This window comes from Streptomyces sp. NPDC088254, from assembly GCF_044740925.1.
Lineage (GTDB): Bacteria > Actinomycetota > Actinomycetes > Streptomycetales > Streptomycetaceae > Streptomyces.
Map to the genome: position 1 here is coordinate 378,857 of NZ_JBIURQ010000002.1, position 15,733 is coordinate 394,589.

Annotated in this window: 11 protein-coding genes; 7 read left to right on the forward strand and 4 right to left on the reverse strand. The window is 68.8% G+C overall.

Translation table 11 applies throughout. The features are described 5' to 3' along the window. Positions 1-62 precede the first annotated feature (62 nt). From metG to ACIOC0_RS08610, 4 genes are all read left to right on the forward strand, one after another. Positions 63-1,796, forward strand: a complete 1,734-nt coding sequence (gene metG / locus ACIOC0_RS08595; protein WP_402153806.1) for a methionine--tRNA ligase — start codon at positions 63-65, stop codon at positions 1,794-1,796. A gap of 161 nt (positions 1,797-1,957) precedes the next feature. Then, positions 1,958-2,434, forward strand: a complete 477-nt coding sequence (locus tag ACIOC0_RS08600) for a hypothetical protein (RefSeq protein WP_402153808.1) — start codon at positions 1,958-1,960, stop codon at positions 2,432-2,434. Between the two features lie 132 nt (positions 2,435-2,566). After that, positions 2,567-5,809 (forward strand): DISARM system SNF2-like helicase DrmD, encoded by a 3,243-nt coding sequence (gene drmD / locus ACIOC0_RS08605; RefSeq protein ID WP_402154362.1) that lies wholly within the window; start codon positions 2,567-2,569, stop codon positions 5,807-5,809. Beyond that, the gene (locus tag ACIOC0_RS08610) at positions 5,809-9,969 is read left to right on the forward strand and encodes an Eco57I restriction-modification methylase domain-containing protein (protein ID WP_402153810.1); all 4,161 of its coding nucleotides are present in this window, start codon (positions 5,809-5,811) and stop codon (positions 9,967-9,969) included. Before drmD ends, ACIOC0_RS08610 begins: the two co-directional genes overlap by 1 nt. 61 nt (positions 9,970-10,030) lie before the next feature. Here the strand turns inward: ACIOC0_RS08610 and ACIOC0_RS08615 are convergent, their stop codons facing one another. After that, on the reverse strand, positions 10,031-10,243 hold the full coding sequence (locus ACIOC0_RS08615) for a DUF397 domain-containing protein (protein ID WP_402153812.1): 213 nt from the start codon (positions 10,241-10,243) through the stop codon (positions 10,031-10,033). Then, positions 10,240-11,115, reverse strand: coding sequence for a helix-turn-helix domain-containing protein (locus ACIOC0_RS08620; protein WP_402153814.1), 876 nt, complete (start codon positions 11,113-11,115; stop codon positions 10,240-10,242). Before ACIOC0_RS08620 ends, ACIOC0_RS08615 begins: the two co-directional genes overlap by 4 nt. A gap of 153 nt (positions 11,116-11,268) precedes the next feature. Here ACIOC0_RS08620 and ACIOC0_RS08625 point away from each other — a divergent pair, with 153 nt between their 5' ends. The 3 genes from ACIOC0_RS08625 to ACIOC0_RS08635 all read left to right on the forward strand — a co-directional run bounded on the left by ACIOC0_RS08625 (position 11,269) and on the right by ACIOC0_RS08635 (position 13,519). Next, positions 11,269-11,847, forward strand: a complete 579-nt coding sequence (locus tag ACIOC0_RS08625; RefSeq protein ID WP_402153816.1) for an ATP-binding protein — start codon at positions 11,269-11,271, stop codon at positions 11,845-11,847. 144 nt (positions 11,848-11,991) lie between these two features. Then, positions 11,992-12,858, forward strand: coding sequence for a helix-turn-helix domain-containing protein (locus tag ACIOC0_RS08630; RefSeq protein ID WP_402153817.1), 867 nt, complete (start codon positions 11,992-11,994; stop codon positions 12,856-12,858). A 49-nt stretch (positions 12,859-12,907) separates the two neighbouring features. After that, on the forward strand, positions 12,908-13,519 hold the full coding sequence (locus ACIOC0_RS08635; RefSeq protein ID WP_402153819.1) for a Uma2 family endonuclease: 612 nt from the start codon (positions 12,908-12,910) through the stop codon (positions 13,517-13,519). A 197-nt stretch (positions 13,520-13,716) separates the two neighbouring features. Here ACIOC0_RS08635 and ACIOC0_RS08640 read toward each other — a convergent pair whose 3' ends face one another. Then, positions 13,717-14,913 carry a hypothetical protein gene (locus ACIOC0_RS08640; protein ID WP_402153821.1) on the reverse strand — a complete coding sequence of 399 codons (1,197 nt, stop codon included), beginning with the start codon at positions 14,911-14,913 and terminating at the stop codon, positions 13,717-13,719. Beyond that, the gene (locus tag ACIOC0_RS08645; RefSeq protein WP_402153823.1) at positions 14,910-15,569 is read right to left on the reverse strand and encodes a DUF4365 domain-containing protein; all 660 of its coding nucleotides are present in this window, start codon (positions 15,567-15,569) and stop codon (positions 14,910-14,912) included. Before ACIOC0_RS08645 ends, ACIOC0_RS08640 begins: the two co-directional genes overlap by 4 nt. Positions 15,570-15,733: the final 164 nt, after the last annotated feature.

Here is a 15,733-nt window from a genome sequence, read left to right on the forward strand (position 1 = left end):
GGCACACCCCTGTCGGCTACGATTTCAAGGTTCCGTACATAGCAACCTGGGAGCAGCCCGAGATGGCTCGACACCTCATCACCAGCGCCCTTCCCTACATCAACGGGATCAAGCACCTGGGCAACATGGTGGGGTCCATGCTCCCGGCGGACGTGTACTCCCGGTACCTCCGCCAGCGCGGCCACGACGTCCTCTACATCTGCGCGACCGACGAGCACGGCACCCCCGCCGAGCTCGCCGCGAAGGAGCAGGGCCTGCCGGTCGAGGAGTTCTGCGCCCAGGCGCACGACGCCCAGAAGGCCGTCTACGACGGTTTCGCACTCGCGTTCGACTACTTCGGCCGGAGCTCCTCCCCGCAGAACGTCGAGATCACCCAGCACTTCGCCCGCCGCCTCCAGGAGAACGGCTTCATCGAGGAGCGGGCGATCCGCCAGGTGTACAGCCCGGCCGACGGCCGTTTCCTCCCGGACCGCTACGTCGAGGGCACCTGCCCCCACTGCGGCTACGACAAGGCCCGCGGCGACCAGTGCGAGAACTGCACCCGGGTGCTCGACCCCACCGACCTGATCGACCCGCGCTCGGCGATCAGCGGCTCCACGGACCTGGAGGTCCGCGAGACCAAGCACCTGTTCCTGCTGCAGTCCAAGCTCCAGCACGAGGTCGAGGAGTGGGTCGCCCGCCACGAGGACGACTGGCCGCAGCTGGCCTCCTCCATCGCCCGCAAGTGGCTGAACGAGGGCCTGCACGACCGCGCGATCACCCGTGACCTGGACTGGGGCGTCCCGGTCCCGGCCGACACCTGGCCGGAGCTCGCGGCCGAGGGCAAGGTCTTCTACGTCTGGTTCGACGCCCCGATCGAGTACATCGGCGCGACGAAGGAGTGGGCGGACCAGGCCCCCGACGGCGAGCTGCGGGACTGGAAGTCCTGGTGGTACGAGGCGGACACCGGCGAGAACCCGGTCCGCTACACCGAGTTCATGGCGAAGGACAACGTCCCCTTCCACACGGTGATGTTCCCCGCCACCGAGCTGGGCGTGCGCGAGCCGTGGAAGAAGGTCGACTACGTCAAGGCCTTCAACTGGCTGACGTACTACGGCGGGAAGTTCTCCACCTCCCAGAAGCGCGGCGTCTTCACCGACCAGGCCCTGGAGATCCTCCCCGCCGACTACTGGCGCTACTTCCTGATCGCCAACGCCCCGGAGTCGGACGACTCCTCCTTCACCTGGGAGCACTTCACGGCCACGGTCAACAAGGACCTGGCCGACACCCTCGGCAACTTCGTCAACCGCGTGCTGTCCTTCTCCAGGAAGCGCTTCGGCGACGACGTCCCGGCGGGCAGCGAGCCCGGCGAGGCCGAGACGAGGCTCGGCGGGCAGATCGCCGAACTCCTCGCCGAGTACGAGTCGCAGATGGAGGCGCTGCAGTTCCGCAAGGCCGCCGCCGCCCTGCGCGCGCTGTGGTCCGCGGGCAACTCCTACCTGGAGGAGAAGGCCCCCTGGCTGGAGATCAAGACCGACAAGGACGGCGCGGCCCTCACCCTGCGCACGGCGATGAACCTGATCCACCTCTACGCGGTGGTCTCCGAGCCCTTCATCCCGGCGACGTCGGCGGCCATGCGCCAGGCCTTCTCCCTCCCGGACGACACGGCGACCTGGGTCACCGCGGACGAGGCCCGCACTCTCGCCTCCGTCCCCGCCGGCACGCCCTTCACGGTCCCGCCGGTGCTGTTCGCGAAGCTCACGGACGAAGACCTGGCGACGTACAAGGAGCGCTTCGGCGGCGAGCCGGAGGCGTGAGCACCACGAGGTGAGGGGCCCGGAGCGCGACCGTCTCCCGGGCCCCTCACCCGTCCCCGGCCAAGACGCCCGCGCGCTGCCTGCCACGACGCCCGCCCGCTCCCGGCGACGACTGCCGCACCCACGGCGCCATGTTCTCGCCAAGCCGTATGGTTTCCGCCATGGCAGTCCCCGACGTCATCCCGATCGGCTACGTGCCGAAGCACCGCACCGAGTCCATCGGCCGGTACGCGGACGGTCAGTTCCTCGCGTCGATCACGTACGCCTTCCCCGAGGGCTTCCGCCTCGACGACGGCTGGGAACAGCACAAACGCCTGTACACCGTGCTCCACACCTTCGACGCCGACGGCCACTACCGCGACTCGGACATCTGGTGCGCCGGCACCTGGGCCGACCATCTGCGCAACCCGCACGGCGAGGACTCGATCGTCACCCAGGCCCGGGTCCGCCTGGCACACCTCCTGCGCGGACTGCCCCGCCGCTCCTACACGGACATCGCGATCCGCCCCTTCCACATCACCTTCGACGACGTCCTCTTCGGCCTGGTGATCCGCGAGGAGGACGACGAGTCCTGGACCGAGCTCTACCCGGACCGCCTCGCCTTCGGCGAACCGTGGGACGGCACGTACGACACCTGATGCGGTGGCACCGCGTTCCGCGGTGCTGCTCGGGCAGATCGGTCCGACCTGGTTATCACCGCCCATTCCCCACCTAGACTTTTACGACCGTTGGGGAAAGGGATGCCCGTGCAAGCTGGGGGGACGAGCGAGATGGTCGTGCAGTCGGCGAATCCGGACACGGCGAGCGCGTCGGTCCCCGCCCCCGGTCAACGTGTGACCGTACGCAACCGCCCCTGGGTGGTCACCGACGTCCTCCGGTCGACTGCCGCCAGCGACGATCCCGCCCGCGCGGCGGAAGCCGCCACCAGCCACCTCATCACGCTGTCCTCGCTGGAGAGCGACGGCCGGGACGAGGAACTGCGGGTGGTGTGGGAGCTGGAGCAGGCGACGGACGTCCACGACCAGTACGAGCTGCCCTCCCCCCACGACGGCTTCGACGAACCCGGACGTCTGGACGCCTTCCTGGACGCCGTGCGATGGGGTGCCATCGCCTCCGCCGACAAGACTGCTCTCCAGGCTCCGTTCCGCTCGGGCGTCGAGATCCAGGACTACCAGCTGGACCCCGTGGTCCGCGCCCTGTCCATGCCCCGCACGAACCTGCTGATCGCGGACGACGTCGGCCTCGGCAAGACGGTCGAGGCCGGGCTGGTGATGCAGGAGCTGATGCTGCGCCACCGCGCCCGCTCCATGCTCATCGTGTGCCCCGCCGGTCTCACGCTCCAGTGGCGGGACGAGATGCGCGACAAGTTCGGGCTGGACTTCCGGATCGTCAACACACGGATGCTGCGTGACCTGCGCCGATCGGCCGGACTGTACGCCAACCCGTGGACGCACCACCCGCGCTTGATCGTCTCGATCGACTGGCTGAAGCGCGAGCGCCCGCTGCGGATGCTGCGTGAGCTGCTGCCGCCGGTTCCGGAGTACCCGAGGGCCTTCGACCTGCTGGTGGTGGACGAGGTGCATACGTGCGCGCCGTCCGGCACCGGGAAGTACGCGGTGGACTCGCAGCGGACGAGGGCCGTGAAGCTTCTCGCCCCGCACTGCGAACACCGCCTCTTCCTCTCCGCCACCCCGCACAACGGTTACCTGGAGTCCTTCACCGCGCTCCTGGAACTGCTCGACGACCACCGTTTCGCCCGTGGCGTCAAGCCGTCCGAGGAGCAGTTGCGCCGGGTGATGGTGCGCCGCATGAAGTCGGACCTGCCTCCGCTGTGGAACGGCAGGTCACGGTTCCCGCGGCGAGTTCCGCACGCCTTGGAGGTCGAGTACAGCGACGCCATGCGGGAGGCGTACGCCAGGCTGACGGAGTACGCGCGCTCGCGCCGCGGCGGGCAGGGTGGCGGGAAGGCGGGCGCTACGGCCGCTGACTTCGTGACGACGTTGCTGAAGAAGCGTTTCCTGTCGTCGCCGAAGGCGTTCGCGGAGACGATCAGCACCCATCTCAAGACCATGACGACCCGGCAGACCGGCCCCCAGGAGGAGCCGGCGCCGAGCGTGCGCGTGCTGCGCCCGCTCATCGACGGAATCGAGGTGGCCGAGGAGGAGGACGAGCAGGAGCAGGCCGAGGCGGCGACGCGTGCCTTCACCGCCGCCCGCCAGGCGATGCGCCCGCTCTCCGACCGGGAGCACACGCTGCTCAAGGAACTGGACGTCTGGGCCGTGGACGCCGGCAAGCGGCCGGACGCCAAGTTCGCCCTCTTCAAGGAGTGGCTGGACGGGATCGTCTGCCCCGACGGCCCGCTGGGAGACTGGGAGCCGGAGCGGGTCATCGTCTTCACCGAGTACCGCGACACCCAGCGCTGGCTGTACGGGCAGCTGATCGCCGCCGGGTACCCGGCGGAGCGGATCGCCCAGCTGTACGGCGGCCAGCACCAGGAGGACCGCGAGCGGGTCAAACAGGTCTTCCAGGAGAGCTCCGATCTGTCCCCTGTCCGCATCCTGCTCGGCACCGACGCGGCCAGCGAGGGCATCAACCTCCAGGCGCACTGCCACCGGGTGCTGCACTGGGAGATCCCCTGGAACCCCAACCGCCTTGAGCAGCGCAACGGCCGTGTGGACCGGCACGGGCAGAAGGCGGACCAGGTGGACGTGTTCCACTTCGTGCCGCGGGGCTGGCAGGGCTTCGACCCGGCGCACGACCACCAGACGGACTCCGGCTACGAGGACGGCGCTCTGGAGGACGAGCTGCACTTCCTCGCCGTCGCCGCCCGCAAGACCGAGCGCATCCGCGAGGACCTCGGCAGCGCGGGCGAGGTGATCGCGGCGCAGGTCGAGCAGAAGATGCTGGGCCGGCGTTCGAGCTGGACGACCGCGGACGCCGAGATCACCAAGCGATCCGGGAAAGCCGTCCTGAAGGTCGAGCGCGACCTGGCCCGCGACCTGGAGCGCCTGGTCGACGCCCTCACGGACAGCCGCCATCAGCTGCACCTGCACCCGGAGACCGTCGAGCGGGTCGTCCGTACGGGCCTGCTGCTGGCCCACCGCAAGGACCTCAGCGAGGTCCCCGACCCCGGCCCGGACAAGGCCGCCCGCTGTTTCCGGCTGCCGGAACTGCCCGGCGCCTGGGCACGCGCCCGCAACGACGGTCTGCGGCACCCGCTCACCGGCAAGGAACGCCTGGTCGTCTTCGACGAGGTGGAGGCCCGCGACCGTACGGACGTGGTCCACATGCACCTGGGCCACCGTCTGGTGCAGATGTGCCTGCGGCTGCTGCGCGCCGAGCTGTGGTCGAGCGGCGCGGGGTCCCACCTGTCCCGGGTGACGGCCCGGGTGGTTCCGGACGGTGCGCTGCGGCAGCCGGCCGTGGTTGCGCACGGCCGCGTGGTCATCACCGGCAGCGGCGGGACGCGCCTGCACGAGGAGGTGATCACGGCGGGCGGCCTGATCGAGGCCGGCAAGTTCTCCGCGGCGAAGATGGAGGACGTCGACGGCTGGCTGGCCGAGGCGACGGACGAGCTGCCCGCCGACGGCGTACGGGCCGAGCTGACCGAGCTCTGGCCCCAGCTGGAGGACCGCCTGGCGCGCGCCCTGAACACCCGCGCGAAGCGCCGCTTCCGCTCCCTCGAGACGCTGCTCGCCGAGCGCTGCGAGGAGGAGGTCGAGGGCATGCGTGCGATCCTGGAGGACCTCGGCCGCTCGATCCGGGCCCGGCTGGACGACACAGGGCACTGGCAGCAGGAGTCGCTCTTCGACGTCGACGACGAGCGCCGCCAGCTGCGCGCGGACCGTGAGGCGCTGTTGGAGCGGCTGCGGCGACTGCCGGAGGTGACCGAGACGGAGACGGCCGCGCTGCGCCGCCGCTGGGCCGATCCGTCTCCACGCTGGTTCCCGGTCGCCGTGACCTTCCTCGTCCCCCGTTCCCTCTCCGCAACCGCCCGCCAGGAGAACCGCTGATGCCGAACGCCGCCCCCACCGCCAGGAAGTTTCCGCCGAAGGGCTCGGTCCCCACTCCTGCCGAGCAGCACGAGGACTGGCTGCGGCTGCTGCGCCCCGACGGCCCGTTCGTGTCGTTGCCGGTGCTCGTCGGTGCGTTCCCCCAGGGCCTCGACACGATCCCGCCGGAGACATGGGCGAAGCTGCGGCAGGCGTGGGCGGAGGTCCAGGAGGACCCGGCGCTGCTGCGGCCCGCGTGGGAGAAGTTCGTCCTGACCGAACTGATCGGCTGGCGGGCTCCCGGCCTGCGTGAGGGCGCGGCGATTCCCGAGCTGCTGCACGCGGGTGCGAACACGCCGGACGCGGTCCTCATGGGACCCGGCCGGTCCGGCGGCCTGGCCCCGCGCGCCCTGTTCTTCCGTACGGAGGACTGGGAGGGCCCGCTCCACCGCCCGCGCGGCGAGCAGCCCGGCCTCGCGGACCGGGCGGCGGACCTGTGCCGGGCCCGCGACGTGCCGCTCGCACTGCTCACGAACGGCCGCGAGTGGGCCCTCGTCCACGCCCGCCCCAAGGAGGCGACGACCCTCGCCGTCTTCGACGCGGACCTGTGGACCGAGGAGCCGATCCTCGCCCGCGCCATCACGAGCCTGCTCACCGCGGGCCGGGTGATCCGCCCGCCGCTGGACGCCGAGGGCAAGCCGACCGACTCGACCGCGGGCCTCTTCGCGCGGACCGCCGCCGCCCAGTCCGAGGTCACCGACACGCTCGGCCGCCAGGTGCGCGAGGCGGTGTCACTGCTGGTGGCGGAGCTGTCCCGGCTGGACCGGGAGTCGGGGGGCGAGCTGCTGCGGGGTGTACCCGCCAAGCAGGTCTACGAGGGCGCGCTCACGGTCATGATGCGCCTGGTCTTCCTCCTCTACGCCGAGGAACAGCGTCTGCTGCCCTCCGGCGACGAGCTGTACGACGCCTCGTACGCCGTCGGCCCGCTGCACGACGAGCTGGCGACGGCCCAGAGCCTGCACGGCGACGAACTGGGCGACCGGGTCGAGGCGACCTGGCCGCGCCTGCTCGCCGTGTTCGCTGCGATCCACGGCGGCAGCACGCACGACCGCCTGTGGATCCCGCCCTACGGCGGCTCGCTCTTCGACCCGTCCCGCTTCCCCTGGCTGGTCCCGGCCAAGGTGACCGACCGCGTGGTGTACGAGATCCTCGACGCCCTCCTCACCCTGCGCGCCCGCAAGGGCTTCAAGGGCAAGGAGCGCCTGTCGTACAAGGGCCTGGACGTCGAGCAGATCGGCCACGTCTACGAGGGTCTGCTGGAGTACGGCTGCCACTGGGCGGAGGAGCCGTACGTCGGGGTCTCCTTCGGGCGGGACAAGAAGTACGAGGCGGTGCTGCCGCTGGCGCGTCTGGAGGAGTGGGCGGCGGCCGGGACGCTGGCGGAGCAGGTGGCCGAGGCAGCGGGCACGAAGCCCGCCACGGTGACGGCGGCCCAGGCCAAGTCGTCCGGCGCGGTGACGGTCGAGCTGGAGACGGCGTGCGGCAGTGACACAGCCCTGGTCGAGCGGGCGGCCGCTTTCTCCGGCCTGTACGGCATCGACCTGCGCGGCGAGCCGAAGGTGTGGCCGGCGGGCTCGGTGATCGTCGTCCGCTCCGGCAACCGGCGCGACACCGGCACCCACTACACGCCGAAGGCGTTGGCCGAGGAGGTCGTGGAGCACACGCTGGCCCCGCTGTGCTTCTCGCCGGGCCCGGCGGAGGGCGCGGAGCCGGGGGTCTGGCGGCCGAAGAAGGCCGAGGAACTGCTGAAGCTGCGGGTTCTGGACCCGGCGATGGGATCGGGCGCGTTCCTGGTCTCGGCGTGCCGGTACCTGTCGGACCGGGTGGTGGAGGCGTGGCTCCGGGAGGACGAACTCCCGCCGGAGATCGCGCGGGACGTGGACCGGGACGACCACGAGCAACTGCACCAGATCGCACGGCGGTTGGTGGCGGACCGGTGCCTGTACGGCGTAGACCGCGACCCGATGGCCGTGGAGCTGGCGAAGCTGTCGCTGTGGTTGGTGACGCTGGCGAAGGGGCGGCCGTTCTCGTTCCTGGACCATGCGTTGCGGTGTGGGGACTCGTTGGTCGGGGTCATCGACGTACGGCAGGTCAGGCAGTTCCATTTGGACTGGCAGGACCGGCAGTTGAGTCCGGAGGTGGCGCGGGCGCTGGAGGTGACGGAGTCGTTGCTGTGGCGCGCTGCCGACCTACGAAGGCAGATCGAATCAACTCCCGTGAGTGACATTCGAGTCGTCAGGGACAAAGCAAAGCTGCTCGCGGAAGCCGAGTCTTTGAGTGAGCGACTACGTTTGGCTGCTGACGCCGTGGTGGGGGCTGCACTGGCGGCGGAAGGCATCTCAGACGAGGAAGCCACCGAGATCTCTGGTGTGGAGAGCGTTCCTGGCGCCCGAGGCAGGGCAGCTCATTCAGAAGCCAAGGAAGACGCGAAGTCCAAGGCGTACCGCAACCGTTTGGATGGTGTGGCCGGTCTGATCGTGACGGCGCTGGAAGACGGACCAGGAGCCGAGGAGGCGGCCGTTCGTGCCCGAGAGATCGTGAACAGGTGGCTGAAGGGGCCTCGGGCTGAGGCGGTTCGGCCGTTGCATTGGCCGTTGGAGTTTCCTGAGGTTATGGGGGTGGGGGGCTCCACTGGGTTTGATGTGGTGGTGGGGAATCCGCCGTTTGTGGGCGGACTCAAGATCACGGGAGCTCTGGGCCAAGACTACCGAGAGTACCTGGTCAATCGACTGGCGGGCGGCACTCGTGGACATGCGGACTTGTGCGCCTACTTTTTGCTTCGGAATTTGGGGATCGCACCGGGGCAGCGCACAGGAATCATCGCGACGAACACGATCGCTCAGGGCTACACCAGAGAAGTAGGACTTGAGCAGGCCACGGCGAAGGGATGGACCGTAAGCCGAGCAATTAAGTCTCAACCCTGGCCCGGAACGGCCAACCTTGAAGTTGCTCTCGTGTGGCTCGCGCAGAACCTGGGACCGACAGAGGAAGTGTTTCTGGACGGCCAGCAGGTGGATGGGATCACTCCTCTACTAACAGCTCGTTCACAGGCATCAGGCAAGCACCATCAGTTGGCGGAAAACGAAAACCGGGCTTTCATCGGGTCGTACGTTCTGGGCTCAGGGTTCCTCCTCGAACCCGAACAGGCCTGGGCACTCATCGAGAAAGACCCCAGGAACAAAGACGTCTTGTCACCCTATTTTAACGGCGATGATCTGAACCAGCGAACAGGTGCACCAGCACGCCGCTGGGTTATCAACTTCCGCGACTGGACTCAAGAAAAGGCCTCCCAATACGAAGATGCCTTCGCGATCGTGGAGCGAGAGGTAAAACCAGTACGCGCAAAGAACAAGAGGGCAGCTCGCCGCGACCGCTGGTGGCAGTTCGCTGAACGTGCTCCGCAGCTCTACGAGTCGATTGATCACCTAGATCAGGTGATCGTCATCGGCCAGACCAGCAGCACCCAACTCCCCGCGCTCCTGCCGCGCAAGTCCGTCTTCGATCAGAAATTGGTGGTCTTCCCCACAGACAGCTACGCAGAACTGGCCTTTCGCAGCAGCGAGTTCCAATTTTGGTGGACCGAAAAGTACGGCCCAACTCGAACAGCAGATCTCGTTTACACACCCACTACCTGCTGTGCTCCCCTACCTCTGCCTGGGCTCAACGATCAACTTCGCGATCTCGGCAAGGAGCTGGAAGCCGCCCAAAAGTGTACGGGCCTTGCCTTGACGCCGTTGTCGCAGGGGGTCCACTCCCCCAAGGAGTCAGCAACCGAGATCGTCATACTGAGGGAGATCCACCGCCGGATTGATCACACCGTGCTGGCGGGCTACGGCTGGGACATCGATCTCGATTACGGCTTCCACGAAACGCGGCGAGGAACCCGCTACACAATGTCGCCAGACGCCCAGACCAAGATCCTGGACCGCCTCCTTGAGTTGAACCATGCCCGCTATAAGGATGAGGTGAAAAAGGGCCTGCACACCCCGGAGGCCAAGCGGCGACGTGCTGCCGCTCGTAAGGCCAAGGCGAAGGCTCGGGCCGCCGCGCGCACCCCCAAGACCGCCCCGGAGAACTTTGACGACGGCGCGCTCTTCCCTGAGCCGGACGCCCTGTTCTGAGCCGTACGACGGCGCCCCGAGCCTGGTGAAAACCAGGCGCGGGACGCGTGCAGTTGAGGCGTCAGCTCCCCGAGGCGTACGCCACGAAGTCCGCCCAAGCCCCCGGCGCCAGCGCAAGACGGGGGCTGGCATCGCGGTACTTGGAGTCGCGGACGTGGATGGTCGCGGGGGTAGGGGCGACCTCCACACAGGAGTCGCCGTCGGGGCCGCTGCTGTAGCTGCTCTTGAACCACACCAGGTCGGAGGCGTCACCGGCTGTGGACTTGCGGATCATGTTTCTCCCAGCAGTCGTTCGATGAGGGCCAGCGACTCCCTCGGAGGAAGAGCCTGGGCCCGGATGGTGCCATACCGCAGCTCAAGGATGCGTAGCTCCCGCAGGTCCGAGACGGGGCGGCCATTGAAGGCGCCATCGGATCGCCCGACAGCCGTGCCGTCCTCGAACTTCAGCAACTCGATCCTGCCGCTCATGCCGGGGTGCGGCGCGCTGTTCAGCGGCATCACCTGAAGCGTGACGTTGGGCAGCCTCCCCACCTCCAGCAGACGTTCGAACTGCTGTCGCCGCACCATTGTGCCTCCAACATTGCGGTACAGCGTCGCCTCTTCGAGGACGAAAGCGAGGGCAGGAGCAGGCGTCCGCTCGTAGATGGACTGCCGAGCCACACGCGCCGCGACCAGTCGCTCCAGGTCCTCCGGTGAGTAGGCAGGCTTCCACGATTCCAGCAGGGCCCGCGCGTGCTCGGGCGTTTGCAGCAGTCCGTGGATGTTGCTGCACTCGTACACCCCGATCTCGACTGCCTTCGCCTCTATCTTCGCCAGATCCCGCACCTTCTTCGGGTACCGGACCTTCTTCACGTCCTCCCACGTCGCTGAGATCAGCCCACCCGCACCCAACACCTCGTCGGACTTGTCCAGATACTCCTGCCTGGGAATCCGCTTCCCGCCCTCGATCTTGTAAACAAGGTCCTCGCCGTACCCGACGGCCTTGGCGAACTCGGGAACCCGCATCCCCACGGCTTCCCGCCGAAGCCGCAACTGCCGCCCCACAGTGGCGATGACGGCCACGCCCCAGTCGTCGTCCGGATCCACCTCCCAACCCGGCTCATCCGCCTCACTCGTGAGCCGTCCAACCTCCGCGTCCACCGACATCCCGCACCCCTCCGTCGTACGACCGTGCCGCAACGCCCTTACCCGTACGCACCCTCTGGACAGCCTGGACACCTCTGGACAAGCCTGGACAGTCACTCTACGTACCGGCGCCATCACTCATCACGGTAGACACATTCGGCCACGCTGAGTGACGTGATTCAGAAACTCGCCGATCTCACAGCCCACCCCACCCAACCCGACCGCCCCATCCGCAACTTCAGCGTCCTTCTGTCCCCCACCCCCCGCGGCGCCCGCCTCGCCCGCCTGCTCGCTACGGAACAACTCCGCACATGGGGCCTCCCATTGGACCCGGCGGCACTCATCGTGGCCGAACTGGCGAACAACGCGGCCACCCACGGCCGCGTCCCAGGCCGAAGCTTCCAGCTCCTGCTCTACGTGGTCGGCGAAACCCTCCGTATCGAAGTCACCGACACGCGCGGTGACCAACTACCGCACCCCCAACCCCAACCCTCAACCCCCGACAGCGAAGCCGGCCGCGGCCTGGCCCTCGTAACCGCCCTCGCCGACCGCTGGGGAGTGGCCCCAGGCCTGCCCCCACGCAAGACGGTCTGGGCCGAACTCCAACTCACCGCCCCAACCCACGAGTCACCGAAGCCTGACGCCCCACACCCCGGTCCGACCTGCGCTCCCTATGAACTACCCACTGGGGAGAAAGCACCTCACCAAGCCCCACCCCTCCCTCCCGCCGGGCAAACTCACTCCCGCGAGTGAATATGCCCAACTCGGCTGGATTCGGGACCGGTTGCCTGCCTTACGCTCACCGCAGCAATACACAAACCCCAGACATGCGACGGCCCCCGCCGGGACTAGCGATCCCTGCGAGGGCCTGACCACCGAGGAAGAGGCAACTTCCCGATGGACTCCCAAAACCCTAGCGCGCCCCCGCCTGCCCAGTCCCGTACCTCGGGCAAAAACCACCCCCACGCGCGCCCCGAATCCGGCGTGGTCCACGACAACGCCCGCCACACCGAGAACTTCACGGTGATCGGCAACCACCTCGCCCAGCACGAGCACCTGTCCCTGCTCGCCATCGGGCTCGGTTGCTACATCCAGTCCGTGCGACCGGGCACCGCCGTCGACATCAAGACCCTAGCCAACCGCTTCCCCGAGGGACCCACCCGCATCGCCGCCGCCCTGCGCGAACTCGAAACCCACGGCTACCTGCGCCGCACCCGCGAACGCACCCCCACCGGCCGGATCGTCACCCGCACCGTCTCCTGCAACAGGCCCGGACACCGGACCACCGGGGCCGACGCCTCCGCCAGGCCCGCCCGACGCCCAGCCCCGGACAAGCCACCTCCGCGCAAGCGCCTCCCCGCCGTACCTCAGCCCGCGTGCACCGCCCCCGGCCTCCTCCAGGCGGCCGTCGACGTCCTCGCCGGCCTCCGCCGCCGCGACCCCCGCCTTCTCCTCTCCGCCACCGACGCCGAACACCTCGCCCCCGGTGTCGCCGCATGGCTGGAACGCGACCTCACTCCGACAGCCGTGAGCCGTGCCCTGTCCGAGAACCTGCCCCTGGAACCCCTGATCCGCCCGGCCGCCTTCCTGGCCCACCGCCTGACCGCACAGCTACCGCCCCTGCCCCCGTACCGACCACCGGCCCCACCGCTCCCGGAACCGAGGCACCCCTTCCAGACCTGCGACGGCTGCGACCGCCCCTTCCGCGCCCCAGCCCCGGGCCGCTGCCGCGACTGCCGGTCCGATGGCCCGTGGGGCGCATAGCATGAAGGCGACGATCCTTGCCCCTGGGCCCAGACGAGGAGCGAGCGCCATGACCATCGCCTCGGAGAACGCGCAGCAGGGCGCCTCCCACCGGTACCGGGCCATGCGCGACTTCGTTCGGTCCACGGACGACACGGTGCCCGGCAAGTTCGAAGTCACCCGGGAAGGGATCGTTCACGACATGATGGCGCCCGTCGGTCCGCACGAGCTGACCACCGCGCACCTCCGGAAGCGCCTCGAAAAGGTGATGCCGGAAGAGCTGGTGGCCCACACCGGCGAGCCCGATGTCGAGGACGAGGCCGAGGGCATCATGCGCCGACCCGACCTGATGGTGATCGCCTGGACGGACATGGACGTGCCGGGCTCCTTCGACCCTCGCGCCCTGATCGCCGCCATCGAGGTCGTCTCCCGCTCCAACCCGGACAACGACTGGGTGAGCAAGATGCGCGACTACCCCCTCATCGGCGTCCCTGTCTACGCGATCTTCGATCCGCGCACGGGCGAGGGCGCCGTACTGTCCGACATCCATCCCACCCCCGACGGCCCCCGCTACGCGGCCCGCAAGGACTTCGTCTACGGCGAGGACGTCCCCATCGGCGACTGGACGATCTCCACCCAGGGCCTGCCGCGCTACGGGAGCAACGCTGACGGCCCCAAGTGATGCATGGAGCATGGGGCACCTTCATATGAAGCACCTGGCGCTTCGGGAGTACGCCGAGCGCCGTTGGCGTACCGAGGCCCGGCTGCGCCATCTGGAGCGGGCCCAGCAGTGGGACGAGGCTGGGTTCCGGGCTCGGCACGCGGCGGGAAAAGGAGTTCGCAGCGGTGGGATGACCGACAACGGTTCGGCAGGACCCGCTACTCCGGCCGCACCGCGAACACCGTGACCCCGCGCATCCGCACGCCCGTACCCCGTGGCTCCAGGTCCCCGGTCACCTCCACCTCCCATCCGTGACGCCAGGCTTCGGTGGCGTTGTCGATGTCGTCCGCCCGCAGCTCCACCCGGACCCTTCTCTGGCGCAGGGCGTCCTCGTGAAGGAAGGAGCCGTAGATCGTCGCCTCGCGCGGGTTCACGTCCCGGTGCAGCTTCGTCACCACCCCGTGCAGGACCGCCCCTTCCTCCCGACCCAGCCGCTCCCGCAGATCCTTCGCCACCGCCTCCAACGCCTCCGCGTGACGAGGGCAGAAGGCGACGGGAGGAGAGGGCTGCTCGACCGGCATCTCGGACGACCAGGCGTAGGACAGCGAGAAGTCCCGGCGCTCCTCACCCGCGATCCTGACCAGTGCCTCACAGAGGTTCGCCGACAGGCCGGCACCCGACATGTGCTCGACGCGGGGCACCGAGTCGTCGGCGAGTGTCTCCTCCGCTGCCGCGTGTGCGCAGGCCACACCCGCGTACAGCATCCGGGAGACCCTGCGGGCGAAGGGCTCGGACGATTCGGGGTGGAGCGGACTGCGCCTGGCCGGCTCCGTCCTGTCGAAGAGGGACCCCTGTCCGCTCCGGTCGTATCCGCCGTACGGCCCCTCGGGCAGCGGAGTGTGGGCGGCGACGACGTAACTGCCGACACGGGTCTGGTCCAGCCGAATCGTCGCCACGTGATCCTTCACCACTTGCGGCTTCTGTGCTGGCTGTACCGCCTGCGGGCCGAGCGCCGAGGACGCCGCCGCCGTGTGCAGGTCCTTCAGACCGGTCAACGCCGAGACGAGGTCCAGGAGAGGAGCCGTGCCGGAAGGGCCCGGCGGTACGAGACGCAGGAACTGCCAGTCCACCGGCGGCAACCGCATCTCCCGCAGGATGTCGCCCGGGGGCCGCGCCTCGACCACCGACAGGGTCTCCAGGATGTCGGCGACCCGCCCCGCGTAGTCACGGCGACGCTGCACCGGCACCAGGAGTTCGTACGGCGGGCCCGGCTCGTCGTGCGGCCGCCACTCCCACAGCTCGGCGCCGGACAGGTCGCGTTCCGCGTTCCACCCCTTGCCGCTCAGATAACGCCGGACGACCTCGGGGGCAAGGGCCGCCGCCGCCTCGAAGTCGGCGTCCGTGATCGTGGTCATGACGCTCCCACCAGCTCCCGGTAGTCCTCGGCGAACAGCTCGTGCAAGGAGTCGACGGTCAGCAGATTGGCACGCGGGATGTGAACCGTGCGAGTCCCCGTGCTCGACCGGTTGTCGAGCGCGAGCGGTTCCTGGTCGTGCAGGCAGAACCAATAGGCGGCGTGGCTCAGGAGCAGGTGTTCCTCGGTCGCATGCGACCACGTGAAGGGGTCCGCCGGTGCCAGGACGAGGAACAGGAAGCGAGGCATCTCGTAGTCCGGGCCGGCCAGCTGGTTGTAGTTCTTCACCTTGAGCGGGTAGCGGATGTGGTCGTGGTGGAGTTCAGGGGACGACGTGCACTTGACCTGTGCCTCGATGGCCGGATATCTGCGGGTTCCCCTCCTGCCGGCGTATCCCAGCTGCCAGTCCACGCCGACCCGGTCGCGCTCCTTGCGGGTCACGTCGAGGTTGGCCGCCGTGGCCAGCATGCGGATGAACTCCTCGCCGAACGCGCCCCGGTGGCCGTTGTCCCCGAAATCCTTGGACTCCTTCGCCCACTCCGGCGTGTGCTGGGGTCCGGTCAGCGGAATGCCGTAGTACCGCTTCGACACGGACATCGCAGGGTGTGAACCGCTCGGCGACTGCTGCGGGATGCCGCCGGTCGTGCTGTCTGTCATAAGCCCCCGCTCGCCCTTCGAACCCCCGCGCGACACCGCGCCTCCGGCCCCCGTGCGCGTGTCGTACCCCTCGGGCAACGCACCGTAACGAAGGTCACACACTCAGCCAAAGACCTTGATCGGAATCAGGCCGAAAGCAGTTCGTCGGACGGCGTGGAACGGCC

What these genes read in the sequence shown, in the direction of transcription:
- ACIOC0_RS08615 (WP_402153812.1), bottom strand. Translation starts at nt 10,243, where the DNA reads ATGATCCGCAAGTCCACAGCCGGTGACGCCTCCGACCTGGTGTGGTTC.
- ACIOC0_RS08630 (WP_402153817.1), top strand. Translation starts at nt 11,992, where the DNA reads ATGGACTCCCAAAACCCTAGCGCGCCCCCGCCTGCCCAGTCCCGTACC.
- ACIOC0_RS08640 (WP_402153821.1), bottom strand. Translation starts at nt 14,913, where the DNA reads ATGACCACGATCACGGACGCCGACTTCGAGGCGGCGGCGGCCCTTGCC.
- ACIOC0_RS08600 (WP_402153808.1), top strand. Translation starts at nt 1,958, where the DNA reads ATGGCAGTCCCCGACGTCATCCCGATCGGCTACGTGCCGAAGCACCGC.
- drmD (WP_402154362.1), top strand. Translation starts at nt 2,567, where the DNA reads ATGGTCGTGCAGTCGGCGAATCCGGACACGGCGAGCGCGTCGGTCCCC.
- metG (WP_402153806.1), top strand. Translation starts at nt 63, where the DNA reads ATGGCTCGACACCTCATCACCAGCGCCCTTCCCTACATCAACGGGATC.
- ACIOC0_RS08645 (WP_402153823.1), bottom strand. Translation starts at nt 15,569, where the DNA reads ATGACAGACAGCACGACCGGCGGCATCCCGCAGCAGTCGCCGAGCGGT.
- ACIOC0_RS08635 (WP_402153819.1), top strand. Translation starts at nt 12,908, where the DNA reads ATGACCATCGCCTCGGAGAACGCGCAGCAGGGCGCCTCCCACCGGTAC.
- ACIOC0_RS08610 (WP_402153810.1), top strand. Translation starts at nt 5,809, where the DNA reads ATGCCGAACGCCGCCCCCACCGCCAGGAAGTTTCCGCCGAAGGGCTCG.
- ACIOC0_RS08620 (WP_402153814.1), bottom strand. Translation starts at nt 11,115, where the DNA reads ATGTCGGTGGACGCGGAGGTTGGACGGCTCACGAGTGAGGCGGATGAG.